18 protein-coding genes are annotated in these 24,945 nt (G+C 72.2%); 8 read left to right on the top strand and 10 right to left on the bottom strand.

Features of this window, described 5'->3' with window-relative positions:
* Window position 1: 1 nt before the first annotated feature.
* Both CG719_RS26355 and CG719_RS26360 read right to left on the bottom strand, forming a co-directional pair.
* Window positions 2–1,378 carry a glycosyltransferase gene (locus tag CG719_RS26355; protein ID WP_100571176.1) on the bottom strand — a complete coding sequence of 459 codons (1,377 nt, stop codon included), beginning with the start codon at window positions 1,376–1,378 and terminating at the stop codon, window positions 2–4.
* Window positions 1,379–1,536: 158 nt separating this feature from the next.
* Window positions 1,537–3,873, bottom strand: coding sequence for a chorismate-binding protein (locus CG719_RS26360; protein ID WP_100571177.1), 2,337 nt, complete (start codon window positions 3,871–3,873; stop codon window positions 1,537–1,539).
* 854 nt (window positions 3,874–4,727) lie between these two features.
* Between CG719_RS26360 and CG719_RS26365 the strand changes: the two genes are divergently transcribed.
* From CG719_RS26365 to CG719_RS26390, 6 genes are all read left to right on the top strand, one after another.
* A complete protein-coding gene (locus CG719_RS26365; protein ID WP_100571178.1) occupies window positions 4,728–5,174 on the top strand; it encodes a MarR family winged helix-turn-helix transcriptional regulator in 447 nt (148 codons plus the stop codon).
* The gene (locus CG719_RS26370) at window positions 5,174–8,011 is read left to right on the top strand and encodes a helix-turn-helix transcriptional regulator (protein ID WP_100571179.1); all 2,838 of its coding nucleotides are present in this window, start codon (window positions 5,174–5,176) and stop codon (window positions 8,009–8,011) included. The genes CG719_RS26365 and CG719_RS26370 overlap by 1 nt, the downstream gene beginning before the upstream one ends.
* A gap of 69 nt (window positions 8,012–8,080) precedes the next feature.
* The gene (locus CG719_RS26375) at window positions 8,081–10,852 is read left to right on the top strand and encodes an AAA family ATPase (RefSeq protein ID WP_100571180.1); all 2,772 of its coding nucleotides are present in this window, start codon (window positions 8,081–8,083) and stop codon (window positions 10,850–10,852) included.
* Window positions 10,853–10,857: 5 nt separating this feature from the next.
* Window positions 10,858–13,641 (top strand): ATP-binding protein, encoded by a 2,784-nt coding sequence (locus CG719_RS26380; protein ID WP_100571181.1) that lies wholly within the window; start codon window positions 10,858–10,860, stop codon window positions 13,639–13,641.
* Window positions 13,642–14,203: 562 nt separating this feature from the next.
* The gene (locus CG719_RS26385) at window positions 14,204–14,929 is read left to right on the top strand and encodes a helix-turn-helix transcriptional regulator (protein ID WP_100571182.1); all 726 of its coding nucleotides are present in this window, start codon (window positions 14,204–14,206) and stop codon (window positions 14,927–14,929) included.
* 242 nt (window positions 14,930–15,171) lie between these two features.
* Window positions 15,172–16,527, top strand: a complete 1,356-nt coding sequence (locus CG719_RS26390) for a beta-1,3-glucanase family protein (RefSeq protein ID WP_100571183.1) — start codon at window positions 15,172–15,174, stop codon at window positions 16,525–16,527.
* Window positions 16,528–16,844: 317 nt separating this feature from the next.
* On the opposite strand, the gene CG719_RS26395 is transcribed toward CG719_RS26390, so the two are convergent.
* From CG719_RS26395 to CG719_RS35520, 6 genes are all read right to left on the bottom strand, one after another.
* Entirely contained in the window at window positions 16,845–17,351 is a 507-nt protein-coding gene (locus CG719_RS26395; protein WP_100571306.1) for a DUF6584 family protein, read from the bottom strand.
* Window positions 17,352–17,641: 290 nt separating this feature from the next.
* The gene (locus tag CG719_RS26400) at window positions 17,642–18,484 is read right to left on the bottom strand and encodes a GNAT family N-acetyltransferase (RefSeq protein WP_234375773.1); all 843 of its coding nucleotides are present in this window, start codon (window positions 18,482–18,484) and stop codon (window positions 17,642–17,644) included.
* An 89-nt stretch (window positions 18,485–18,573) separates the two neighbouring features.
* Window positions 18,574–19,077: a hypothetical protein gene (locus CG719_RS26405; RefSeq protein WP_100571185.1), complete on the bottom strand. Its 504-nt coding sequence runs from the start codon at window positions 19,075–19,077 to the stop codon at window positions 18,574–18,576.
* Window positions 19,061–19,552 (bottom strand): RNA polymerase sigma factor, encoded by a 492-nt coding sequence (locus tag CG719_RS26410; RefSeq protein WP_100571186.1) that lies wholly within the window; start codon window positions 19,550–19,552, stop codon window positions 19,061–19,063. Before CG719_RS26410 ends, CG719_RS26405 begins: the two co-directional genes overlap by 17 nt.
* Window positions 19,553–19,697: 145 nt before the next feature.
* Window positions 19,698–20,336, bottom strand: coding sequence for a class F sortase (locus CG719_RS26415; RefSeq protein WP_100571187.1), 639 nt, complete (start codon window positions 20,334–20,336; stop codon window positions 19,698–19,700).
* Complete coding sequence (locus tag CG719_RS35520; protein WP_159024961.1) at window positions 20,333–20,695, bottom strand: Tat pathway signal sequence domain protein; 363 nt, start codon at window positions 20,693–20,695, stop codon at window positions 20,333–20,335. The genes CG719_RS26415 and CG719_RS35520 overlap by 4 nt, the downstream gene beginning before the upstream one ends.
* A 125-nt stretch (window positions 20,696–20,820) precedes the next feature.
* On the opposite strand from CG719_RS35520, the gene CG719_RS37430 reads away from it, so the two are divergent.
* Window positions 20,821–20,961, top strand: a complete 141-nt coding sequence (locus tag CG719_RS37430) for a hypothetical protein (protein ID WP_324838684.1) — start codon at window positions 20,821–20,823, stop codon at window positions 20,959–20,961.
* A gap of 249 nt (window positions 20,962–21,210) precedes the next feature.
* Here CG719_RS37430 and CG719_RS26430 read toward each other — a convergent pair whose 3' ends face one another.
* Together CG719_RS26430 and CG719_RS26435 are read right to left on the bottom strand one after the other, a co-directional pair.
* Window positions 21,211–22,398, bottom strand: coding sequence for an amidohydrolase (locus tag CG719_RS26430; protein ID WP_100571189.1), 1,188 nt, complete (start codon window positions 22,396–22,398; stop codon window positions 21,211–21,213).
* Between the two features lie 131 nt (window positions 22,399–22,529).
* Entirely contained in the window at window positions 22,530–23,663 is a 1,134-nt protein-coding gene (locus CG719_RS26435) for a PP2C family protein-serine/threonine phosphatase (protein ID WP_100571307.1), read from the bottom strand.
* A 237-nt stretch (window positions 23,664–23,900) separates the two neighbouring features.
* Here CG719_RS26435 and CG719_RS26440 point away from each other — a divergent pair, with 237 nt between their 5' ends.
* Window positions 23,901–24,929 carry a 6-phosphofructokinase gene (locus CG719_RS26440; RefSeq protein WP_100571190.1) on the top strand — a complete coding sequence of 343 codons (1,029 nt, stop codon included), beginning with the start codon at window positions 23,901–23,903 and terminating at the stop codon, window positions 24,927–24,929.
* Window positions 24,930–24,945 lie beyond the last annotated feature (16 nt).

The raw sequence follows: 24,945 nt of genomic DNA on the forward strand, positions 1-24,945 counted from the left end.
GTCAGACCAGGGCCGGCAGACCGAGGATCAGGTCGGCGGCGGCCGTGCGGCCGCCCGCGGCACGTTGCAGCGCGCCGATCCGTTCCGCGTTCTCGTGGAAGGACGGCTCGGTCAGGACCCGGCTGAGTTTGTCCACGACATCGTCGACGGCGATGGTCTCCGGGTGGTCGAGGGTCAGGGAAACCCTGGAGTCCAGGCCGCGTACCGCCTGGTCCCAGCAGTTGACCCACAGGGGGCGTACGACCAGCGGCTTGCCGAAGTAGAGGCCCTCGTGGAAGCCGTTGCCGCCGCCGTGGGTGAAGAACGCCTTGACGGCCGGGTGGGCGAGGACGTCGAGCTGGGAGGGCACCCAGCTCTCGATGCGCAGGTTGTGCGGCAGTTCGCCGGCCGGCGGCAGCAGATGCTGCTGTTCGGCGGGCAGCTTCCACAGCACCTGGTGCTCGTCCGCGAGCCGGCGGGCCACCTCCACGAGGGAGCCCACCTGCTCCCGGGTCAGCCGGGTGATGGTGCCGAAGCCCATGTAGACGACGGACGACTGGTCGTCGAGCCACTTGCGTACCGGATCGTCTCCGGTGGTCTCCGGCAGGGGCGGCAGCACCGCGCCGACGAGGCGCACCTTCTCCGGGATGTCGAACGGATAGTCCAGCTCCGCGACCGAGTTGCACAGCACCAGCTCGGCCTTGTCTATCCGCGTCATCGGGTTCGGCGGCGGAAGCCCCAGCTTCTTGCGGATACGGGCGTCCTCCTGGAGCACTCTTCCCATGGCCGGGTTGAGGAACATGGCCAGGGTGCGGAGCTTGAACAGCTGGTTGGCCACCCGCTGCGCCAGGTTCATCCGGCGCGGCAGCCCCGAATGCGGGACCGGGAAGTCGCGCGGAGTATGCCCCTTGGTGAGGGGATGGTGCGAGGTCAGCACGTTGCTGGGCAGGAACGGCACACTCAGCACGAACGGGATGTCCCGGGACACCGCCAGGTCCACGGCGAACCCGCTCATGCAGTCGACGACCATGAGCGTCGGCCGGACCTCGTCGACGATCTCCTGGAGCCGGCGGAACTTCTCGGCCTGGAGGACGGGCTTGTAGGACTGCCTGATGACCGCGCGATGGGCCCGGAAGCGGGAGGGCTGCGTGACCTGACGGTAGACGTCGTCGGGCCAGGTCACCGCCGACAGCTCCGGAATCACCTCGCCGAGGGAGGCGAACCGGACCGGCGTGCGGCGCACCGTCCCGCGCACGTCCTCCCTGCGGGGCTCGTCGGTGGCGAACCACAGGTCCTCCACGCCCTGGCGGGAGAGTTCACCGGCCAGCACCAGCAGCGGGTTCAGCAGACCGCACTCGGGGAGACTGACGAACAGGATCGGCCGTCGGGCGGATTCCATCAAGTGCCTTGCGCCTTTCGTCGGTGGCCGCGGGTCGGGGAGCGACGCCCTGGGCGATCATCGCCCCGCACTGTGATCTCATGCCGGATGCCGGAAGATCCTTAGACCTCCCGCCGGGTGCCGGACGGGGCTGCCGGCGGAGCCCGTCGCGCCCGTGTTCAGTGCCCGTATTCGGTCGCGGCACCCGGAAAAGCCCTGGAAGCGGCGCCGCGCGAGCCGTGCGGGCCGACGCCGGAGGGCTCCGGTGTGCCATGGCCGGGGAACCGGGCGCCCAGGAGGGACAGCAGTGGCCCGGCCTCGCGCGCGGTCTGCTCGAACACGGCGTCCGGGTCGCACGGCGCGGTGACGGCGCCTCCGACGCCGTAGCGCAGCCGGTGGCCGTTGAACACCGCGGTGCGGGTGGCGAGGCCGAAGTCGGCTGCTCCCGAAAGGGAGAAGTAGCCGATCGCCCCGGTGTGGATGCCGCGTGGCCCGCTCTCCAGCCGGTCCAGGGCCCGCATCGTCCCCGGCCTGGGGGCGCCGGTCACGGAACCGCCCGGGAACGCCGAACGGAACGCCGCCACGGCCGTGGTGTCCTGGCGCAGCCGCGCCCTGACCGTGCTCACCAGACGGTGACCCTCGGGGCACGTCACCACGTCGAACAGCGGATCGACGGTGACGGCGCCAGCCTCGGCGCGGGAACCCAGATCGTGACGTGCCAGGTCGACGAGGGTCAGATGCGCGGCCCGTTCCGGCTCACTGGTGGCGAGGTCCGCGATCAGCAGAGCGTCCTCCTCCGGCGTGCTCCCGCGGGGACGGGAGCCGTTGGTGACCGTGGACTCCGCCCACCCCTGTCGGTCGACGCGCAGGAAACGCTCCGGGGCGGAGCTGAGCACGGACAGCGCGCCGAACCCGAGGAACGCCCCGAACGGCGCCGGGGCGAGCCGCCTCAGGACGCGGTACGCCTGCCACGGGTCGAGGTCCGTCCTGGCCTCGACCATGTTGGCGAGAAAGAGCGCATGAGCCTGCCCCGAGGCCAGTTCCTCCTGGCAGGCGGCGACGAGCTTGAGGTACCTCTCGCGCTCGTGACGCAGCCGCAGACGTGGCCGAACCGGCCGGGAAGGTGCCGGGAAGCGGGCGCCCGGGACGGGCGGAACGGGCGTCGGCGGCAGCGCTGCAAGCCGCGCCGAGGCGAAGGTCAGCCAGGACCGGGCGGGGCCCTCGTCCCCTTCCTCGGCCAGGGCGAGCAGATAGGTGGTGTCCGTGTCGTGGTCGAGGACGACGGCACGGTCGGCGAAGACCATGACGGCGTCCGCTGTTGGTGACCGGTGTGCCCGTGTTCCGCCGCACTCGGCCTTCAACTCGTAGCCCAGGCAGCCGACCCAGCCGAGCGCGAAGTCGAACGGCAGCTTCGGGACCTCCACCGTCAGGGACCGCAGATCCTCGTCGAGCAGGCGCAGGAACGGACTGCGGACCACCTCCGGCGCCGTGCCCGGGGCCCGCACGGAGACGGTGCCCCTGACCACGTTCGCGGTGGCCACCCGGGCGAGCGGCCCGTCCGCGTTGCCGAGGACGGAGACCCGGCCAGGTCCGCCGTCCGTTTTGCTGCTGTCCAGCCAGAAGGGATGGTCACCGGAGCGGAACAGGTGGTCGAAGACCGTCTCCGCCTCCCAGCGCGTCTCCAGCCGTTCGGCCAGCACCCGCAGCCCGCGGCGCGGCGGCCGCGACCGTCCGGCGCCCGGGAGCCGTACCGGCGCCCTTCCGGCACCTGCGGTGACCGCCGGTGCCCTTCTCGTACCTGCGGCGGCCGCCGATCTCGCTCCCGCCCCGGTGTTGACCGCCGCGGCCTTGCGTGGCCCGGCGGTGAGCAGGGAGGGCCCGGCGGTGAGCAGGGACGGTCCGGAGGCGAACAGGGTGGGCCCGCGGCGTGATGCGTGGTGCCGCTCGGTCAGTTCACCGAAGGCGGCCAGCAGTTGACGACCCGTGTCCGTTCCGGCGGATTCCGGGTGGAACTGCACTCCGAACAGCGGCAGGCTCCGGTGGCGCAGCGCCATGACCACACCGTCGTCCGTCGCCCAAGCGGTGGGCTCCAGGACGGGGGAGAGGCCGGTGACCGCGAACGAGTGGTAGCGGACGACCTCCAGGGGGTTGGGCAGATGCCGAAGGAGCCCGGCACCGGTGTGCCGCACGGGAGAGATGCGTCCGTGGCACGGCCAGGGGGCCCGGCTCACCGCACCGCCGTGCAGCAGCGCGATCGTCTGGTGGCCGAGACCCACGCCGAGGACGGGCAGCCGGTCCTGACGGCAGATCTCGGCACTGACGGCGTTGCCCAGGCGGTCGTGCGGGGTGCCCGGGCCGGGGCAGAGCACCACGTTGTCGAAGCCCCTCAGCAGTCCGGGGCGCCAGGAGGGATCGTCGAATCGAACGATCTGGGGCTCCCTGTCGTTCACCTCTGCGAGGAGATGGAACAGGTTGTGGGTGAAGGAATCGTCGTTGTCGACGAGCAGAGTGCGCATCGCGGGTCCTCGCTCCACTGGTGCGGGGACCGGGACCAGGGCGTCGGAGGGAGAGCGTCGTCAGCCGGAACCGGGGCATGCGTCGGTCCCCGTGCTGCGGATTGGGTGGCTCGGGTTCCGGAGGGTGAGAGAAGTGTGCTGATTCCGGCCGAGTGCAATTCGGTCATCAAGCGGGCGCCGCTCGGGCGGTCCCTATTCTTGACAGCGTGACAAGGCGGTTCCACTGCCTGAGAGGAACCGGGTGGGCGAAATTGAGCAGTTTAAGCGCGATCCATCCGAAGGTATTTGCTGTCGGGAACTTAGATGTCTATCCGGGCTCGAATTTCAGGGTGTGGACTCGCGCGGAAGCCCGAGTGCGGCGGGGGTGGTTCGACGATCCCGTGGTTCTCATCGGACGCCCGCTCCTTCCGGTCCGGGCGTGTATCGCCTCCCTATGTGATCTCATGCGCGCCACCGGAAATTCCCTAGTGTCGAGTGCGCGGTCGGGGCAGGTGGAGGGGTGTATGGGTGGCGCGTTGGCGGGGTGATGCGGGTCACGCCTTCCGGCTCGGCGGGTGCCCTCTCGCCGTCGGGGCGTCCGGGTCGGCACCGGGCCGCGGTACCCGGTGAATGACGGACCCGGCGAGCGTTTTCCGGTCGGTCCCGGTGGTCCGCGTGCACCGTGCGACATCTCGCCGCCGGCCATGTGAACACTCGTTGACTTTCGCAAAGCGAGCCACTGGACATGAGGGTCCGACTCGTGCGAACACAGACATCGCCGCGTAATGCTGTTCGGCCGGACATTCGCACGTGAACCGCATGTCTCTGACTTGGCAATAGCTGACTGCACAACTGTTCTGGCATAGAATCTTTGAGTGCCTTCCTCGGACCTGATCGACCACCCCCTCATCACCACGTTCGGCCGCCTCGTGGAGACCCACTGCCATCTGGAGCGGCGCCTGGGTACGGCCATGCAGACGGAAGTCGGCCTGCCCCACCTCTGGTTCGAGGTGCTGATACGGCTCGCCCGCGCGGAGAGAGGTCAGTTGTCCATGAGTGCGTTGGCCGACCAGATCGCCCTGACCACCGGCGGGGTCACCAGGCTGATCGACCGGATCCAGGCGGCCGGCTACGTCGAGCGCTGCCCCTGCCTCAGGGACCGGCGGATCGCCTACGCCGCCATCACCGACGCCGGGCACGACATCCTCGCCCGGGCCGCCGTCGGGCACGTACGCAATCTGCGGGCCTCCTTCGCGAAGTTCAGCGAGGACGACCTGGCCGTCCTGGACGATCTGCTCGACCGCCTCCGGAGTACGACGTGATGCACGGCCGCGACAACGAGCTGACCGCACTCGGCGCCGGGGCGGCCGCCGCCCGCCGCGGCGAAACGGGGTGCGTGGTCCTGACCGCGCCGCCCGGCTACGGCAAGACCGTTCTCCTCGACGCCCTGCTGCGTGCCCCCGCCTGCCGGGACATGACGGTGCTGCGGGCCCACTGCGGCGAGGCGGCCGGAGGCGCCGGGGCCTACGCGGGGCTGAGGGCGCTGTTCACGCCGGCGGGCGCACCGGCCCCGGACCGCCGGGAGCCGGAACCAGGCACGGACAGCCCGGCCATGATCCTGCCCGGTCCCGGGGACGCCCAGCAGTTCGCCCTCACCACGGCCTACCCGGTGTTCCGCCGGCTTGTCGGGCACGTGCTGCGGCTCACTGCGAAGCGGCCACTGCTGCTCGTGCTCGACGACGCCCACCACTGCGACGAACACTCCCTGCGCTGGCTGGAGTTCCTGATGCGGCGGGCAGCCGGGCAACCGCTTCTCGTGGTCCTCGCCCGTGGCTCCGGCACCGAACCGCGCGCTCCCCGGGCCTGGGCCGACCTCCTCGCCCACCCCGCGGTGTCCGTGACACACCTCGGGCCGCTAGGCACCGACGCCGTCGTCAGCCTCGCCGAAGAGGTCTTCGGCGGGCCGGTGCACCCGCTGCTCGCCGAGCGCGTCGCCACGGTCACCGGCGGCAACCCGCGCACCGCCGTAGGACTGCTGCGCGAGCTCAGAAGGCGCGGTGCCGCTCCGGACGAGGCCGGAGCGCGCCAGGCGTGGGACCTCGGCGGCGGCATGGCCGCCCGGGCGGTGCGGCGTGTGCTCGACCGCGAGTCGCCCGCGGTCCGTGGCGTCGCCACGGCGGTCGCGCTGCTCGGCGGCACCCAGCCCCCGGAGCGCCTCGCGGTGCTGGCGGAGGTGGACCGTGCGCAGGCCGACGAGGCGATCGCCGTGCTGCGCCACGCGGGAGCCCTCACCTCCGACGGCACCGCACTGGTGCACGAGGCCGTACGTTCCGCGCTGCGCGAACCGCTCTGCACCGAGCGGACCGCCGACATGCCCGCCCGTGCCGCGCTGCTGCTCAGCGACGCCGGCCGGCCCGCCGAAGAGGTGGCCCGCCATCTGATGCGGATGCCGGGCGTCCTGGAACCCTGGATGACCGCGGTCCTGCGGGACGCCGCCGCCCGGGCCGAGCAGCGCGGCGCCTTCGCCGACGCCGCCGACTGCCTGCGCCGGGTCCTGGAGGCCGAGCCCGACGACATCGAGACGCGACTCGGGCTGGCGCTCGCCGTGGCACCCGGCGACCCCCTGAGCTCCGTTCCGCTGTTCCGCGCGGCGCTCGCCGGCACGGCCGACACCCGCGAAAGAGCAGGCATCGCGGTCCAGTTCGCCATGGCCTGCCTGACCGTACCGCTCCCTGCGGCCTCCCGGGCGGAGATCGTGGGCGCCCTGGAGACCGCCTGGGACGCCCTGACGACCGGCCCCGAGCGCGCCCCCCACCTGCGTGACCAGGTGGCGGCCGTACTGCTGCTCATGGGCCGGCGCGGGACCGGCGTGGCGGCGCGGGAGCACCGCGGCACGGTGACGGCCTCGTACCGGCTGCGCACCGACCGGCACCAGACGGAGGCGCTGGCCGCGCTGCGCACCGCGCTGGCCGGCGACTCCCGTGAGGCGGCCGTGAAAGGCGCCCGGCGCGCGCTGGAGACGACCTCCCCCCAGCAGCCGCCCTGGCTGCGGTTCGCCGCCGCCGCCACACTCGTCCTCGCGGACGAGACCACCGAGGCGCACGCCGCGCTGGACACCATGCTGCGGAGCGCGGGCGACGAACCGACGACCTGGGTCCGGGTGCTCACCGGCTCCCTGAGGTCCCATCTGCTGCACCGTGACGGAGCCCTCGTCGACGCCGCCGCGGAGGCCCGCGCGACGATCGCCGCGGTGGGCCGGACGAACTGCGAGGCCCGGCTGGTGACAGCACGCGCGGTGCTGGCGTCGGTGCTCGTCGACCGCGGCGAACCGCAGCAAGCCGAGCGTCTGCTGGACCGGATCGGGCGCGGCGAGGCGACCGGCTCGGCCCTCGCCTACCTGGTGTACCTGCACACCCGCGCCCGCACCCGCTGGGCGACGGGCCACCCCCGTCAGGCGCTGCGGCTGATGCGCGAGTGCGGCGCCGTGCAGGAGACCGCCGGTGTGCTGAACCCCGTGCTGACTTCCTGGTGGGTGGACAGCTGCCTGATCCTCGCGTCCATCCGGCCTGCCGAGGGCAGGGAACTGGCCGAGCAGGGAGCCGAACGCGCCCGCCGCTGGGGAACGCCCCGCGCTCTCGGCCTTGCCGCCCTCGCCGCAGGCGCCCTCACACCGGGCCGGGCCGGGCTCGACCTGCTCGCCGAGTCGGCCCACCAACTGTCCCGGTCGCCCGCGGTGTCCGCGTACGCCCGCGCCGAATACGCGCTGGGCCGGGCCCTGCTGGTGCACGGCGACGAGGCCGGCGCCCGGGAGCGGCTGCGCCAGGCGGCCGGAATCGCGGGGGGTTGCGGGGCGCTCGCGCTGGCGGAGTCGGCCCGCAGCCTGCTGCTCTCCGCCGGGGGACGCATGGGCCAGGCCGCCGACGCGCCGACCGGAGGCCTGCTCACCACCACCGAGCTCAAGGTGGCCGGTCTCGCGGTGTCCGGGGCGAGCAACCGCCAGATCGCGCAACGGCTGTTCGTCACGGTACGCACCGTGGAGTCCCATCTGACCAACGTCTACCGCAAGCTCGGGGTGCGTCGACGGGAGCAGCTCATGGACGCGCTGCGCGCCGTGCACGGCGGCTCCTGGCCGGGCCGGCCGGTGCTGGAAGGGGCGTGAGGGTCCGTCCTGTCGGGAACTCACGCGCCGCAGACACGAACGGGGGCAGGAAGACAGGGTGATGGACGGATGACGGGGTGGACCCCATCTCCCCATGCGTGGTATCGCACACGGTCGGCGGCGGCCGTCGAGGATCCGCCGTCCCGCGTCCGGGCGCGGGAGCGGTCGATGATGACGGCCGTCCTCGACGGGCTCGACACCTCGGGCCCGGTGCTCGTCACACTGGCGGGCCGAAGCGGCCTCGGCCAGTCCGCGCTGGTGCGCTGGGCCGCCGACCGGGCCGCCGCGTCGGGCCGCCGCGTGCTGCGCGCCCGGGCGGCGCTGTCGGAGTCGGAGCTGCCGTACGGGGTGGTCTCGCAGCTCCTCGAACCGCTGGACCTCACGGCGGCGCCTCCGGGGCCGACGCGGCACGAGCCCTTCCCGGGGCTGGCCGCGCTGCTGCGCGCGGCACGGACGTGTCCGACCGTCCTGGCCGTCGAGGACGCGCACTGGCTCGACCGGGAGTCGATGCACTGGCTCCAGGCGCTCCTGCGAAGATCCACCGGCACATCGCTCGCGGTGGTGTGCGGCGGTGACGACGCGGCGGCGGCCGATCCCGGATGGTCCGGTCGGCTCGGCTCCGTGCCCGGCCCGGCCGCCCACCACCTGACCCTGGCACCGCTGCCCCCGGACGAGATCGCCACCGAGGTGGACCGGGTGTGCGGACGCGCGGACGAGGCGTTCACAGCCGAGGCCGGCCGGATCAGCGGCGGTCATCCAGCGGTGCTGCACGACCTGTTGCAGCGGTTCGCCGCGCTCGGCCACCGGCCGGCCGCGGCCAAGGTGCCGGTGCTGCGGACGACCGGCACCGCCGTCCTCGGCGACCACCTGACGAGCGCCGTGCGCACACTCGGCGCCGAAGCGGGCGAGGTGGTGCGGGTGCTGGCGGTCTGCGGAGACCTGCTCGACTTCCCCCTCGTGCGCACGCTCGCCCGCGCCGGCTCACTCAACGAACGCCGGCTGCGGGCGGCCCTGACCCGGACCACCGGCATCCGGGCGCTGCCGGACGGCCGCCTCGCGGTCGACCCGGCCCTGCGGGTCCGCGTGCTGGAGGAGATGACCGCCGACGACCGGGCCGACCTGCACATCCGGGCCGCCGAACTCGCCCATCGCTCCGGAGCCGAGGACCGTGCCGTGGCCGGCCTGCTGCTCGCCGGGCGCCCGACCGGGTCCGCCTGGGCGATCCACACCCTGCGACGCGAAGCGGACCACGCCGTACGGGAGGGCGAGCACGACCGCGCCGCCGCGCTCCTGGCGCGTGCGGCGGAGGAGGAACGGGACCCCGGCGAGCGCGACCGCCTCCGCCTCGAACTGGCCGCCGTCCACCTGGTCACCGAACCCGAGGCCGGCGACCTGCGGATCGAGCGGCTGATCCGCACACCGCAGACCCCCGCCGCCGTACGCCTGCACGCCGCGGACCTCGGCCTCACCGGTGGCGGCACCGACGTGGTGCGCCGGTCGCTCACCGACGCGCTGACCACCGCGGCCGCGTCCGAACGGGACGACCTGCTCGCGCTCTTCTGGGCCGCCGACCCCACCGGTCAGGCGATCGGCGCGCCCACCGTACCCACGGTGCCACCGCTGCCACCGCGCCCGGCCTCACCCGCGCAGGCCGCCGTGCGCGCCTGGCAACTCGCCCTGTACGGCGAGAGCCTGGACGAGGTCGGGAGCCTGGCCCGGGCCGCCCTCGCCGACGACCGGCGGCCGGACGGCCCGCTCATCCAGACCGTTCTGGCCGCCTGCAAGGCCCTCTGCCTCGCCGACGCGCTCGACGACGCCGAGTCCGGCCTGAACCGGCTTCTCGGCGCACTCGACGGCAGCAGGCTCCGGCTCGCCGCCCCCCAGATCCTCGCCCTGCGCGGCGAACTCAACACCCGCCGAGGCCGGCACGCCCAGGCCGATCGCGACCTGGAGGCCGCCGAGCAGGGGGCGAGCCGGCTCGGCAGGTCGGATGCCCTGCTGCCCCATCTGTACGGCATCCGCGCCATCGTGGACGTGGAGAGCGGCCGTGAGGACGCCGCACGCGAGCGTGCCGCCACGCCCCTGCCACCCGCCGCGGAGGACAGCGAGCACTGGCCCCGCCTGCTGTTCGCGCGCGGCGTGGTCGCGCTGCGCGGTGGCAACCCCGTCGAGGCGCGCGACCAGTTCCGGGAGTGCGGCCGTCGGCTGCTGAGCCGTCATCACCTCAACTCCGCACTGGTACCGTGGCGTTCGCTGACGGCACTGACCTGCCACACCCTGGGCGAGTCGGCCGAGGCGCGGCGGCTGAGCGAACAGGAACTGGCGCTCGCCCGGCGCTGGGGCACGGGCAGCACCCTCGCCTGGGCCCAGTTGACGGCTGTGCTGGTGGCCGGACGTGAGGACCGCCTGACGGGCATCCGCTCGGCCATGGGAGCGGTGCGCTCGGCGCCCACCGGCCCGGAGTACGCCCGGGTCCTGGCGGAGTACACCGCCCTGGAGATGACCGAGAACGGCGGTGACCGGCGGATGGCCGCCCTGTCGCTCGCCGAACTGAGCGCGCTCACCGCCGCTCACCCGGCCGCCCCCATGGCGGTCAGAGCCCGCGCCCTGGCCGGAGCGGCCACCGGAACGGTGTCGGTCCCCGGCTGGGACGCCCTCTCGGAGGCCGAGCAGCAGTCGGCGCTCCTCGCCGGCCGCGGCCGCAGCAACCGCGACATCGCCGCGCTCCTGGGGATCTCCAGCCGTGCGGTCGAACTCCGGCTCGCCCGCGTCTACCGCAAGCTGCGGATCAACGGGCGTCAGGAACTGCGGGAACTGGTCCGCGCGATGGAAGGACACTGAACGGGATGCTGCTCGAACGAGGTGCCGAGCTCGCGGCGGTGCGACAGGCCCTGCGTGCCGCCGCCGAGGGGCGCTCCTCCGTCATGGTGCTGGCCGGGCCCCTCGGCATCGGCCGCTCGGCGCTGTTGCACGAACTGCCGCGCTGCGCCGACGAGGGCACCGTGCATGTGCTGCGGGCCGGCGCCGCACCGACGGAACAGGGGCTCGCCCACGGTGTGGTGCGTCAGCTGTTCGACAGCCTGCTGACCACGGCATCCGGACCGGTGCGGAAACGACTGCTCGCCGGCGCGGGGGCCGCCCGGCAGGTGCTCGGCGACGACGTGGTGCCCGGCCCCGACGCCTCGGACGGGACGGTTCTGCGCGATCTGCGTGGCCTGCTGGCCACGTTGAGCGCCGCGGCGCCCCTGCTCGTCCTCATCGACGACCTTCAGTGGACGGACCCCCGGTCGCTGAGCTGGCTCGCCCGTCTCGCCCAGCGGCTGGACGGACTGCGGCTGCTGCTCGTGTGCACCCTGCGGGACGGCGATCCCGGCTCGCGCGACCCGTTGGTGCAGGAGCTGGTGGCCTCGGCCCGCGTTCTGCGACCCAAGCCCCTGTCCCCGGCCGCCACCGGTCAACTCGTTCGCACGCACCTGGGGGAACCCGCAGACGACGACTTCGTCCACGCCTGCCACGAACTCTCCCGCGGCCGCCCGCTGTTCCTCCGGTCGGTACTGTCCGAAGCCGCCCTCACCGGCTGCGCGCCCGTGGCCGCGAGCACCGGCCTCCTGCACACGGCGCACCCTGCCCAACTCCGCGACCGTTTAGTGAACTGCCTGCTGCTCCAGCCCCAACCGGTCCGGGACGCGGCGGCCGCGATCGCCACGCTGGCCGGGCACGAGGATCCCGCACTCCTCGGCCGCCTCGCGGGACTCGACGAGGTCGGTCTCACGACGGCGCTGCGCGTCCTGCGCCAACTGGGGCTGACGGCCGAGGAGGACGAGACCCGCTTCGCCCACCCGTCCGTACGGGAGGCCGTCGAATGCTCGATGAGCGCCGCCGAACGGCAGCGCTGGCAGGAGACCGCCGCGGTGGTCCTGTACGACAGCGGGCTTCCGGCGGAGCAGGTCGCCGCCCAGCTCCTGGAGGTTCCGACGCCCGGCTACGCCTGGGCCGTCCCGGTACTGCGCAGCGCGGCGGACGGCGTACGCCGCAAGGGGAGGCCGGAGTTGGCCGCCCGGTATCTGCGCCGGGCGCTGCTGGAAACGGTGGAGCAGGACCGGACCAGGGCCCAACTGCTGGTCGAGCTGGCCGCTGTCGAGTTGTCCTTCGACCCTCCGGCCGCCGAATCCCATGTCGCGCAGGCGCTCCCCCTGCTTCCCACGGCCCGTGACCGAGCCGCCGCGGTGCTGCGGCTCTCGCCCTGTGTGACCAGCCCCGTGACCCCGTCGGGCGCCGCGCTGCTCAGGCGCGCCGTCGACGACCTCGTCGACCCCTGCGTGCGCGACGACTCCGGAGGCGAGGAGGCTCTCGGCCTGGAGGCGAGACTGCGGTACGCGGGTCTGGACGACTATGCCCAACTCGCCGACGCCGTCGCGAGACTGCGCGTCCTGGAACCCCCGGTCCGCTCACGCGGCGGCAGGGAACTGCTGGCCGTGCTGCTGCACGCGGCGACGCTCAGCGCCGACGGAGAGGCGTCGGAGGTCGTACGTCGGGCCCGCACTGTCCTCGACTGGGAACCGGCGACCATCGTGGGCGGTGGTTCGGTGATGCAGCTCGTGCTGTTCTCCCTGGTGGGCGCCGACGCCCTGCAGGCCGCCGAGTCCTGGCAGAACGCGGCGGAGCGCGGCGGCCACGGAGACGACGGCGCCGATGCCATGACGCACGCGCGGCGCGCGCTGTTCCACATCGCGCGCGGCCGGCTGCCCCAGGCCCGGGAGCAGGCGGAACACATCGTCGAACTGGCCGGCACGATCCGCGAGGAGAGCCGCTGCTTCGTCTACGGTGTGCTGGGCGCGCTGGCGCTGTCGACCCGTGACATGCAGCTCAGCTCACGCATCGTGGGCGATACGGCCGACCGGTGCCTCGGGCCGATCCCGTCCGCGCTGCTGAGCCTGCTCCGGATGGCGGAGCAGGCCCAGGAGGGCGATGCCGAAGCGGCGTTGGAGACGGCCATGGAATGCGGCCGGCAACTGGAGTGCGCGGGCTGGCGCAATCCCGTTCTGTTCCCCTGGCGCCCCTGGGCGGTCTCCCTCTCCCACCAGCTCGGCGACCATCACCTGGCCCGGACCCTTGCGGCGGAGGAGTACGCGCGGGCGAGGGAGTGGGGGGCGCCGGTGGCCATCGGCCGCGCGCTGCGGCTGCGCGCCCGCACCGACGGGGCGGACGAGCGGGTCGATCTGCTGCGGGAGGCGGTGGGAACACTGCGCGAGTCCGCCAACCAACTCGAACTCTTCATGGCAGTGCGGGACTTGGGGCGGCAGCTGGGTGATGGCACCGAGGCCCGGGAGTCCTTGCGTGAGGCCGGTGAACTGGCGGAGTCCTGCGGCGTTCCCTGGCTGCCCGGGCCGGTCACCGGGGAGGGCAGGCCCTCGGCCCCCGCCGTACGGACGGCACTCACCCGTACCGAGACCCGGGTGGCATCACTCGTTGTCAACGGCCTCACCAATCAGGAAATTGCAGCTGAACTTCAAGTGAGTGCCCGGGCTGTGGAAAAGCACCTGACTAACTCCTATCGTAAACTCGGCATTACGGGCAGGCGAGAGTTGGCCGCGGTTGTGCAGGAATCCGGGGTGCATGCTCCCGGCTGATCGGGCATTCGGTCCCAGCGTTCCGGAGGTGTGCTCTCTGACCTGCGGTTTAGCAACCGTACCGAACCTTGTGTGCGGTGCCCGGGCGAGACACCGAACCTTCTCCCGCCACTCCACAGAATCGGCGCGATCGGGCCGGTTCACGTTGACCCGGTCGCCGTCAACTCTCTAGAGTTCCTGGTGTGGTTCCAGTGGTAATGGCGAATTGAGCGGTCGGGAAAACCGAGTGTTTCTCGGCTTTCCTCTTCCGTGTGGAAGGAGAGAGGAAAGCCCTGGAGGACCGGTGACTGTCCCGACCGGGAAGACCATCGGAACCCGCTACCTGTTCACCCATCTCATGAGTACCAACCGCTGCGCAGACCGACGGTCCGGTGACGGTGACGAGAAGTCGCTGCCCGGCAACGTTGTCAGACGCGTGAGGCACTGCACGTCGCCGTACTCGCCGGCGTGCGCCCTCCACGCAGGGTCCCCCGGGCGCCCTCGTGCCGAGCCGTCTTGCCGGGCCCGAACCCATCGGGTCCACCGCGCGCGGAGTACACCCCCCACCGCACGAAGGGCGATTATGCCGCAGGTCACCAACTCACGACGTGAGGCGATCACGCTCACGTCCACCCTTGCCGCTTCGGGCAAGGGGACCGCCCGCGACCTTCCGGAGGGCGGCCGATCGCCGCAGACCGCGCCACTCGACGAGGGTCGCCTCAACATGGCCCGTCTCGACCGGTCCCTGACCATCCAGCAGGCCAGTGAGGGCTTCTTCTGGCAGTTCGGAGGCTCGTCCGCGGACCTGTGCGGCCGGACCTTCAGCGATCTCGTCCACCCCAGTGTCCAGCAGCCGCTGATGCGGCAGTTCACCGGTCTGATCGAAGGCCGGCGTGACCGCTTCGCCACCGACGTCATCGCGGTGGGACGGGACGACGCCACGTTCACCGCCCCGTTGACGGCCCTCATGGTGCGCGGCGGTCTCCCGGACGAGTCCTCGATCCTGGTCATGATGCCCAGCGCGCAGAACGACCCGGCCGACTCGGAGGTCGTCGGCGGACGCGGCAAGAAGCTCCTGAGCCAGATCGACGCCCGGATCCTCGAAGGCATAGCCTCCGGACTCTCCACGATCCCGCTCGCCTCACGGCTGCACCTGAGCCGGCAGGGCATCGAGTATCACGTGACCTGTCTGCTGCGGAAACTCCGGGTGCCCAACCGGGCGGCGCTGGTGTCCCGCGCGTACTCCATGGGCGTGCTGAAAGTCGGCGTCTGGCCGCCGAAGGTGGTCCCGGACTTCATCAAGGACTGACGCCACGGAACACACCGGCGGCCGGCCAGGCTCAGGCCCGGCCGCCGGTGCGGGTCTCGCACGAGCCGTCCGCCGAACCGGACGGCTCGTATCAAGTAGTGAAGGCATCCACCGTCAACTCGCAGGATTTCGGATTCAGTTGTTGACGTCGGCCGGTGGTGGGGATACAACCCGGAGAGAGCGCTCTCACGTCTGCTACCGCTCCACCCCCACGCACGCCGAACCGGCTTGAGGAGACCTGTATGCAGCCCTTCTCCGGCGTACTCACCCGCAGACCGGCGACCACCGCCCGTGCCCGTACGGCACTCGGCCTGGTCGTCGTCCTGCTCGCCGCCTGCTTCGCCGCTCTGACACCGTCGTCCGCGCACGCCGCGGACCAACTGCTCTCCCAGGGGCGGCCCGCCGTGGCGTCCTCGGTCGAGAACGACACCTTCCCGGCCTCCGCCGCGGTCGACGGCAACACCGGCACCCGCTGGTCCTCCGCCTTTTCCGACCCGCAGTGGCTCCGGGTGGACCTCGGATCCGTCCAGCAACTGACCCGCGTCACCCTCAACTGGGAGGCCGCGTACGCCAAGTCCTTCCAGATCCAGACGTCCAGCGACGCGAACACCTGGACCACCGTCTACTCCACCACCAACGCCACCGGCGGCACCCAGAACCTCGCCGTCACCGGCAGCGGCCGCTATGTGCGCGTCTACGGAACCGCGCGAGCCACCCCCTACGGCTACTCCCTGTGGGAGTTCCAGGTCTACGGACCCGGCGGCACCACCACGCCGCCGGACGACTTCTGGGGCGGCACCAGTGACATTCCCGCCGCGAAGAACGCCGTCGAGGTGAAGATCCTCAACCGCACCAACGGCAAGTACCCCGACAGCCAGGTGTACTGGAGCTTCAACGGCCAGGTCCACTCCATCGCCGAGCAGCCCTACCTCGACATGCCGGCGAACTCGGCGGGCCGCATGTACTTCTACCTCGGCTCGCCCAACAGCCCCTACTACGACTTCATCGAGTTCACCGTCGGCAACAACGTCTTCAACGGCAACACGACCCGCGTCGACGCCTTCGGACTGAAGCTCGCCATGCGCCTGCACTCCAAGGACGGCTACGACGTGGAGGTCGGCGAGAACCGGCAGACCTTCGCCGAGGACCGCGCCACCACCTTCCAGCGGTTCACCAGCGCGGTTCCCGACCAGTTCAAGGTGCTGGCCCAGACCCAGGCCCCCTACCGGATCATCGCCCCCGGCAGCGACCCCAGCTTCCGCGCGGGCGGCGCGAACGCCAACTACTTCACGTCCTACGCCCAGTCGGTCGGCGTGAACGCGGCCACCTCCGACATCTTCGGCTGCGCCGCCTCCCTGGCCGGCAACCCCGACATGTGCGCCGCCCTGAACCGGCATGTCGCCACACTCCCGGCCGCCCAGCAGTCCGACCCGGCCCAGTACTACAAGGCGGCACCGGCCAACTACTACGCCAAGTTCTGGCACGACAACGCTATCAACCGGCTCGCCTACGGCTTCCCCTACGACGACGTGGCGGGCCAGTCCTCGTTCATCTCCCACGGCAACCCGCAGTGGCTACTGGTGGCCGTCGGCTGGTGACCGACCACGAGAGGGTGCCCCGGGGCCGCGCTGACAGTCGGCCCCGGGGCACCCTCTCCTCGCGTACGCGCCCGGAGCGGAAACCAGCGCTTCTCTACTCAAGCAGCGGCTGGTCAGCAAGCTCGCCGTTCCCTGGGCACCTCACGGCAACGGCCCATTCGCGAGCGAGCAGGACCGCATCGAAGCGCTCCGCGCTCTGCTCGTCCACCAGACACAGCGAAATCATTCCACTTGTCGCCGGGGTGTTCTGGTCACGGCAGTTCTCGACAGTCTCACCGAACCTCGAGCGGCGCTCCCACAGGCACCAGCGATCTGAGTCAGTCGAAGAGGGCAATGAGTCCGTTTACCCAGATCGCGAGGAACGCAAGGGCCGCCACCAGGCATCCGGCCCCTGCCAGGAAGCCGGCGAAGGCGCCTTTCCTGCGGTCCGCCTTCTCGCCGGATGGCACCGTGTCCCAGTCGACGGGGTGTCCCATGACATCGGAGCAGGCTGCTCGTACTGCTGTCAGTTGCTCTCTGGCAAAGGTTGTGCGGGCAAGGGACTCCGGGCCCTGCCAGGCAAGTGCCCGCAGCCGCCGCGGAGCTGTGTGGTATCTGGCCTCGAAGGCGGAGGTCTCAGCTGCGTCCCTGTCGTGTTCGAGGTACATCCAGCGGCCTGCTTCTGCGGGGTCTCCGTACAGGCGGTACACCTCGGCCAGGCGTCGGCGAAGCATCAGGTCGTTCGGAAACGAAGACACCAGGCCGCGCAGGCGCTGGCGCGCGACGGGGACCCGGCCAGCGGCCAGGTCTGCATCGACTCGGGTCAGGGTGTCTCTGAGAGGCATGAACGCATGATCGGGTACCGCAGTGACCACCGTCGACCTGGTTTTGTCGCTCAGTACTCGCTCGCCCCCAAGGTTGAGGGGTGCGGGCCGGCAGTTTGCCTGCTGGTCGGTCAGCAGGTGACCGGTCGGGCGAGCACCAGCCAACTCCTCGATCAGTCCGCCGAGATGTGCACGGGATAGGCCGCAGAAGGCAGGATGAGACAAGGCCGCACGGGCCCAGGCTGACGTCACAGTCCTCCCAACCCGTACGGCCGTCGTCGCCTCACGGGTGGTGGTCTGCCTGACAGTGGCTACTCGACGGGCTCGGCGATCAGTGCCGTGGCCACAGAGCGGAAGCCGAGTCGGGCATAGATCCGGGCGACGTCATGGTCGCCCGCGGACAAGAAGACGGTCTCGATGCCTCGCGACCGGGCGTCGGCCACCAGCACTGCGGTGACCGCGTGCGCAAGACCCTGACGGCGCGCGGTCGGCAAAGTTCCCACCCCGACGATCTCGGTGACCGCTCCGACCGGCTGGTGCTGACCGGCGCACAGCGCCATGCTGTCCTCCATCGCGGCGGCAACGCACGTCAGGCCGGCCAGAATGCGTGCCATCGCGCGTCCCACCGACCCGTCACCGGCACGGCCGCGCACCGCCTCGCCGAGTTCCGTCAGGCCGGCTGCACCGCCACCGGTGCCAGGCTCGGCGAAAGCCAGGTGAGGAAGGGCCAGCGCGCTCGGCAGCACGGGATCGTCCGGCCCGACGGTCCGAACCGCCACACCGTCGGCCACCTCGGGCACGGTGGGAGTCGGTACGTCCGGGCCGAGCACCATCAAGGGGTGCTCGTGTACCGCAAGTCCTGCCTGCTCGACCGCGGCCCGCAGCGCGGGCGCGGTCTCGGCGACCCACTCGAAACTCTCCGGGATGCCCAGTTCCCGCTGCCGGGCTCGGACCCTGTTCACTTCGGCGGCACTCACCGCTCCGGACCATCCCAGGGTCGGACGTGCATAGAAGGGCCAGCCCTGCCCCTCTCGTATGAACAGCGTCAGCGGCCCGAAGTCTTCGACTCGGGCGCCGGAACGGGGAACCGCGTCGTAGTACTGCTCGAGCCGGTTCAGCAGCTCACGGCGATCAACAAGATCCACAGACGTCACGCCGAGCATCCAAGCAGGAGCTCGGGAGCCGCTGCCACCGTATTACGTCCTGTCACGGCCGGCTCCCGGTGAAGCGACGAACCAAGTCGTCAGCGAGGAGTCGCCGCCCCGGGTGTGGGAATGGCCCGGGACCGCTCCGGGGTGGCCGGAATCGTGCGGGCCGGGCCGGGTCCGGCCGTTCTGCGCGTGCCGGTCTCCACGGTGCGGCTCGGCGTGCTGGCGGTCCTCCTGGTCGCGGCGTCCTCGCGGGGGCTGGGGGCGGCGGAGTCCGAGGGGCGAGCCGTCCGTGCCGTCGTGGGAGAGGGGGACGGTGTGGTCGCGGCGGGCGGTGGGGGCGGCGGCGCCAGGGGGACCGTGGGCGTGACGGGGGCGGAAGGGGCCGACGGATGCAGCGGCAGTACCACGACGGCGACCGCCGCACAGGTCACGGCCGCTCCGGCCGCGGCCCGCAGCAGCCTGCGGCGGCCGGCCGCGCGGCGGATCGCCTCGTAGCGGCCCGGGGGCGGGCCGAGACGGTCGGCGGGAGGCCGCAGGATCACCGCGAGCGGGTCGTCGGGCGCGAACTCCGGGTCGTTGTCAAAGCGAGTGGTCAAGGCTTCTCCTGAGGTGGACGCGGAGCAGTTCTCGGGCCGCATGGAGGTCGGCTTTGACGGTTCCTTCCTTGCGTCCGGTCAGCACGGACACCTCCCGGATCGGCATGTCAGCGTAGTAGTGGAGCAGGATCGGGACGCGCAGCCGTTCCGGCAGGGACTGCACGAGCAGGCGCACCGACGGGTCCGTCTGCTCGGAGTGCGGGCGGATGGCGGCCTCGGTGGTGGCGCGGCGCACGGCGCGGCGCTCGCGTTCCTGCTTGCGCCAGTGGTCGCGAACGATGTTGGCCGCGGTCACGTAGAGGAAGCCGTGCGGCTCCTCCACTGACGTCCAACGGGCCCAGAGCCGGGTGAACGCCTCGGAGGCGATCTCGTGGGCCGTCTCGTCGTCGTCGACGAGCCGGCGGCACCAGCCGGCGAGGCGCGGGTACAGGGCGGCGAACAGTTCGGCCGCTGCCTTGTCGCGGGACCGTTTCAACGCTCTCCAGGGTCGGGGTGCCGGTTCGGGCACGAGCGGGTGGGGGAGGGGGCTGCGGGTGGGCGGCTGCTCCTGAGGAAGGATGCCGGGCCGGCGGTGCAGTGTTCCGCCGGCCCGGCCGCTGTCGCCGTATCGGCCGTCGCCGTCAGCGGATGACGGCACTGAGGACGGCGAACACGATCACGTTGTCGCGGTAGCCGTCACCGTCGCGCGGGCCGCCGCAGGTGATGAGCCGCAGCTCCGGGCGGTCCACGTTCCCGTAGACGTCGTCGGTCGGGAAGCGCGCCTTGGCCACCGTCCGGGTGGACGTGACGGCGAACCGCGCCTGTGTGCCGTTCTCCAGGCGGGCGACGATCGTCTCGCCGGTCCGCAGCCGGTCCAGGTGACGGAAGACTCCGTCGCCGTAGGGGCCGACCGTGACATGGCCGAGGACGACCGACGGCCCGAGCTGCCCCGGTGTGGGGGAGTTCCGGTACCAGCCCGCCCGGTCGTGTGCGGTGACCGGGGGCACCTGCACGGTGCCGTCCTGTTCCAGCCCGAGGCTCAGCAGCGGGGTGTCGACCCCGATGGCCGGGATACGGAGCCGGACCGGGACGGAACGCGGCAGGGGGCGCGGGGAGCCGGTGGCATCCGGCGCGGCCGGCGTGGTGCCGGCCGTGTCCGGGGTGCCGCCGCGGGCGGTGGGGTGGGAGGTCACGGAGGCGTCCCTCCCCGCGCCGCCGCAGCCCGCGAGCAGTCCGGCCAGCGCCGCGGTGCCGAACGCGCGCCTGGAGAGCGGTGTCATGCGCCGGTCGTCCGGCGCTTGCGGACGACGAGGACGGCCCCGCCGGCCACGACGAGCGCCATGCCGGCGCCGCCGCCGATCAGACCGTCCCGGGAGCCGGAGTCCTGGGCGGGGGTGGTGACACCGGTGTCGGGCGCGCCCGCGGGCACCGCGCGGACCTGGCCGCGGGCCGGGGCACGGGTCGGCTCGGCGGCCGGCGCGGCCGGCGCGGGCGTGGCGGCCCTGGTCGGGACCGGGGAGGGGGTGGCGGCCCGGCTGGGGACCGGGGAGGGAGCGTCCCCGTCGGCGAAAGCGGGTGCGGTTCCCGCCAGCACGGCAGTGCAGGCGACTGCCGCGACGGTGAGGATGGTTCGGCGCATCGATTCGCTCTCTTTCGTCGGCGCCCACCGGGTCGGCGGGCGGTTGCGGATCGAGCGGAGAGACGAGGCGGGGCGGGACCGGGTTGTAAAGAGATGGCAAAGGCGGGTTTCCGGGCGGTCGGAAGGTGATCGACGGGGCAGATCCGATCGGGCTGCGCCTGCTGTTGTCCGCCGCGTTCGTCCCGGTCTTCGCCGCGGCGACCGCGTACTTCGCGGTGTGGGCGGTGGACTCGGTCCCGGGGACAGCCCGGGACCGGGCCCGCTGACCACCATCGCCGTCGTGTGCGGCGTGCTCACCCTTCTGGCGGCGATCGACCTGACGGTCGTCGCCCGCCGCGGCCGACGCAGGAACCCGGCACTTCGGTCCCTGCTCGATCTGCTCGACCTGGTTCAGGCGTGAACGGGACTTCACCACGACAAGCCGCTGAGCTGCTCACCACGCGCCTCGCGGTGCTGATGCCGCCAAACCGCGCTGGCGGCGAGTGAGTCCCGGCGCGGCCGTGTGCGGGCGTGGGTCAGTGGTCCTCGTGGTGGTGGGTCCACGCCTTCTCGCGCAGGGCCGCGCTCGACAGTACGTCCGCCGCCGTGCACGCCAGTGCGCCGGTCACGGCGACGAGGGTGTCGCGGGCCCGTGGGGAGGCGGCGGCCGCGGCGAACTCGGGGGTGTGGTCGGACCCTTCGTCGGTGATGGCGACGAAGGGGTGGATGGCGGGCACGCGCGTGCTGACGTTGCCGATGTCCGACGAACCCAGGTAGACGCCGGGCACAGGCGGGGTCAGCGTGATCCCGGCCCGTGACAGGTGCTCGGCGAACCGCTCGGACAGCACGTCGCTGTCACGGAAGTGCTCGTAGCGGAGCGTCGTGCGTTCCATCTCGGCCCTGGTGTCCGTGGCCAGCGCGACGCCCTCGGCGCACGCGCGCAGCTGCCCGGTCAGGACCCGCAACGCACGGCTCGTCTCCGCGCGCAGGCCGAACAGGCCCTCCGCGTACTCCGGGACGATGTTGGTGGCCGTGCCCCCGGCGGTGATGATGCCCTGGACATGGGAGGCTTCCGGCAGGCGCCGGCCCAGCGTGGTCAGGACGTTGAACAGCTCCACGAGCGCCAGGAGCGCGTCGATGCCTTCGGCCGGGCTGCCGGTGGGGTGCGCGGCGCGGCCGTGGAAGGCCACGCGGTACTGCACCGACGCGGTCAGCGGCGCCCGCGTCCAACTGCACACCCCCGGGTGGAACATCAGTGCGGCGTCGACGCCGTCGAACACACCGGCCTCCACCTCCACGACCTTTCCGCCGCCGCCCTCCTCGGCCGGGGAGCCCACCGCCATCACACACCCGGCCGAGCCGTCCAGCACCGTGTTCAGCGCGAGAGCCGCTCCCAGGCCGGCGGCCGCGATGAGGTTGTGCCCGCAGGCATGGCCGAGGCCGGGCAGGGCGTCGTACTCGAGCAGCAGCGCCACGGAGGGGTGGCCGTGACCCGTGCGGGCGGTGAACGCGGTCGGCATGTCGGCCACCCCGCGCTCCACCGCGAACCCGGCCCGTTCCAGCTCGCCCGTCAGCAGGGCGGCGGCCCGGTGCTCGGCGAAGGCGTACTCCGGTTCGGCGTGCAGGCTGAGGGCGACGTCCCACAGCAGGTCCGCCCGCTCGCCGACCGCCGCGCGAAGCCTGTCGTGGACGTCGGCGCTCACGTCGTCGGGCGTACGGGCCACCTGATCTCCTCGGGGTGCGGGAGCCGGTCGTGAGGTGTCCACCGCCGGGTGCCACTCTCCCGGGCCGCGACACCTCCGGGTTTCGACGACGCCACCGGTGCGACACGTGCGGTGAGCGGCGGGCGGACAAGCTACTCCGGTCGGGCGTCCCCCGCGGCCGACGCGTGCCGCTGGGGCGGCGTGCACATGACCGCGACGGCCGCCGCGTCGTCGGTGAGCCGGCCCCCGACGTACGCGAGGAGGTCGCCACGCAGACGTCGGAGCACGTCGTCGGGCGCGCGGTCGCCCCACGCGGAGAGGCGTTCGGGCAGCACGTAGAAGGCGCCGGACTTGTCACGGGCCTCGACGACACCGTCGGTGTAGAGCAGCAGCAGGTCGTCCTCCTCGAAGGGGAACTTGTCGAGGAGGTAGTCGCCGCAGTTGAACTCGCCGAGTCCGAGCGGCGGCGCCGAGGGGCTGCGGTCGAGCGGCACCACCGTGCCGCGGTGCAGCATGAGCGGCGGGGGGTGCCCGCAGTTGACCATGTGGACGCAGCCGCCGTGGTCGGGGAAGTCGAGAAGCACCGCCGTGACGAACCGCTCCTCGCCGCTGTTCTCGCCGCTGTGCGGATCCCATCTGACGCTGCCGTCAAGGTGGGCGGCCAGGGCGGGCAGGTTCTCCTGGCGGTGGGCGAACCCGTAGAAGGATCCGAGCAGCATCGCGGCGTCCCCGACCGCCGCCAGCCCCTTGCCCCGGACGTCGCCGATGAGCAGCCGGGTGCTGGTGTGGGTGCGCGCCGCGGCGTACAGGTCGCCGCCGATCTGCGCCTCGGCCTCGGCGGCGAGGTAGACGGAGGCGACGGTCAGCGGCCCGATCCGGTCCGGCAGTGGCCGCAGCAGCACCTTCTGCGCGGCTTCGGACACGGAGCGCACCTGGCTCAGCACGCGCCTGTGCCGGTCGCGTACCGCCGTGAAGGCGACCACCACGATCGCGCCTGCGGCCAGCGCGGCGATCTCCCCGTCCCGGCTCGCGATCCCCGCCGTGTGCTGGAACGAGGCCACCGTGAGCCGGGCTCCCACGGCCAGGACACCGACCAGCGCGGTGAGCCGGGGTCCGGCGAACGCGGCGGTGACGGCGGGTGCCGCCATCAGCAGCGGTCCGAGCTCGACGTACGCCGGAGTCAGGGCGTCGATGAGGGATATCAGCGCGATCAGCGCGAACGGCAGTGCCACCAGCGCACGCCTCGGCCGCCCCCGCACCCCCGTGAACAGTTCATTGGCTCCCATGGCCGTCACCCAGACCTACCCTGCGGCCTTCGGTGTTCGCGCCGGGCTGACGCCGCCGGAACTTACAAGGCTCATACAAGACCATATAGCGACAAAGCGACCGCCGTGCGAGTGCACCGTCGCCCCGCGACCCCACAGGAGCTGTCCGGGGAGCCGTGGATCCGGACGCCCCCTCCCGTGCCGTGCGGCACGTCGGCGGCGGGTCCAAGCTGGAGGGGGATCTGCGAGGGAGTGACCATGCGGGTGGGAGTGCTGACCGGAGGCGGCGACTGCCCCGGTCTGAACGCGGTGATCCGCAGCGTCGTGCGCAAGGGCGCGCAGGAGTACGCCTGGGAGTTCGTCGGGATCGCGGACGGCTGGGGCGGCGCGGTCAAGGGCGTCACCCGTCCCCTGGACGTCGCGGCCGTGCGCGGGATCCTGCCGCTCGGCGGCACGATCCTCGGCTCCTCCCGCACCAACCCGCTCCGGATCGACGGGGGCATCGACCGCATCCGTGAGACGCTCCGCGACCACGAGATCGACGCCCTCGTCGTCATCGGCGGCGAGGACACGCTCGGCGTCGCGAGCGCGCTGTCCGACGCGGGGGTCGACCTGGTCGGCGTGCCCAAGACCATCGACAACGACGTCGGCGGCACCGACTACACCTTCGGCTTCGACACCGCGGTCGGCATCGCGACCGAGGCCATCGACCGCCTGCACACCACCGCGGAGTCGCACAAGCGCACGCTCGTCGTCGAGGTGATGGGGCGCCACTCCGGCTGGATCGCCCTGCACGCGGGCGTCGCGGGCGGCGCGAACGCCATCCTCATCCCGGAGGTGGAGTTCGACGTCGACCAGGTGTGTGCCTGGGTGGAGAGGCGCTTCGAGATCAACTACGCGCCGATCGTCGTCGTCGCGGAGGGCGCGGTCCCGCAGGCCGGGCAGATGGTGGTCAAGGACGAGTCGCGCGACGAGTTCGGGCACGTGCGGCTGTCCGGCATCGGCGACTGGCTGGCCCGGGAGCTGGAGCGCCGTACGCAGAAGGAGGCGCGTACGACGGTGCTCGGCCACGTCCAGCGGGGCGGCACGCCGTCCGCCTACGACCGGTGGCTCGCCACCCGCTTCGGACTGCACGCCGTGGACGCCCTCAGGGACGGAGCCTTCGGCACCATGGTGGCGCTGCGCGGCACGGATGTCGTACGCCTTCCGCTCGCGGACGTCACCGGCACGAACAAGCGGGTTCCCATGGAGCTGTACGAGGAGTTCGACGTCTTCTTCGGCACCTGACGCGCGGTCACCGTAC

The sequence above is a fragment of the Streptomyces sp. CB01373 genome (assembly GCF_002803075.1).
GTDB lineage: Bacteria > Actinomycetota > Actinomycetes > Streptomycetales > Streptomycetaceae > Streptomyces.

What these genes read in the sequence shown, in the direction of transcription:
- CG719_RS35520 (WP_159024961.1), bottom strand. Translation starts at nt 20,695, where the DNA reads ATGCGCCGAACCATCCTCACCGTCGCGGCAGTCGCCTGCACTGCCGTG.
- CG719_RS26440 (WP_100571190.1), top strand. Translation starts at nt 23,901, where the DNA reads ATGCGGGTGGGAGTGCTGACCGGAGGCGGCGACTGCCCCGGTCTGAAC.
- CG719_RS26415 (WP_100571187.1), bottom strand. Translation starts at nt 20,336, where the DNA reads ATGACACCGCTCTCCAGGCGCGCGTTCGGCACCGCGGCGCTGGCCGGA.
- CG719_RS26380 (WP_100571181.1), top strand. Translation starts at nt 10,858, where the DNA reads ATGCTGCTCGAACGAGGTGCCGAGCTCGCGGCGGTGCGACAGGCCCTG.
- CG719_RS26355 (WP_100571176.1), bottom strand. Translation starts at nt 1,378, where the DNA reads ATGGAATCCGCCCGACGGCCGATCCTGTTCGTCAGTCTCCCCGAGTGC.
- CG719_RS26390 (WP_100571183.1), top strand. Translation starts at nt 15,172, where the DNA reads ATGCAGCCCTTCTCCGGCGTACTCACCCGCAGACCGGCGACCACCGCC.
- CG719_RS26360 (WP_100571177.1), bottom strand. Translation starts at nt 3,873, where the DNA reads ATGCGCACTCTGCTCGTCGACAACGACGATTCCTTCACCCACAACCTG.
- CG719_RS26385 (WP_100571182.1), top strand. Translation starts at nt 14,204, where the DNA reads ATGCCGCAGGTCACCAACTCACGACGTGAGGCGATCACGCTCACGTCC.
- CG719_RS26370 (WP_100571179.1), top strand. Translation starts at nt 5,174, where the DNA reads ATGCACGGCCGCGACAACGAGCTGACCGCACTCGGCGCCGGGGCGGCC.
- CG719_RS26375 (WP_100571180.1), top strand. Translation starts at nt 8,081, where the DNA reads ATGACGGGGTGGACCCCATCTCCCCATGCGTGGTATCGCACACGGTCG.
- CG719_RS26435 (WP_100571307.1), bottom strand. Translation starts at nt 23,663, where the DNA reads ATGGGAGCCAATGAACTGTTCACGGGGGTGCGGGGGCGGCCGAGGCGT.
- CG719_RS26395 (WP_100571306.1), bottom strand. Translation starts at nt 17,351, where the DNA reads ATGCCTCTCAGAGACACCCTGACCCGAGTCGATGCAGACCTGGCCGCT.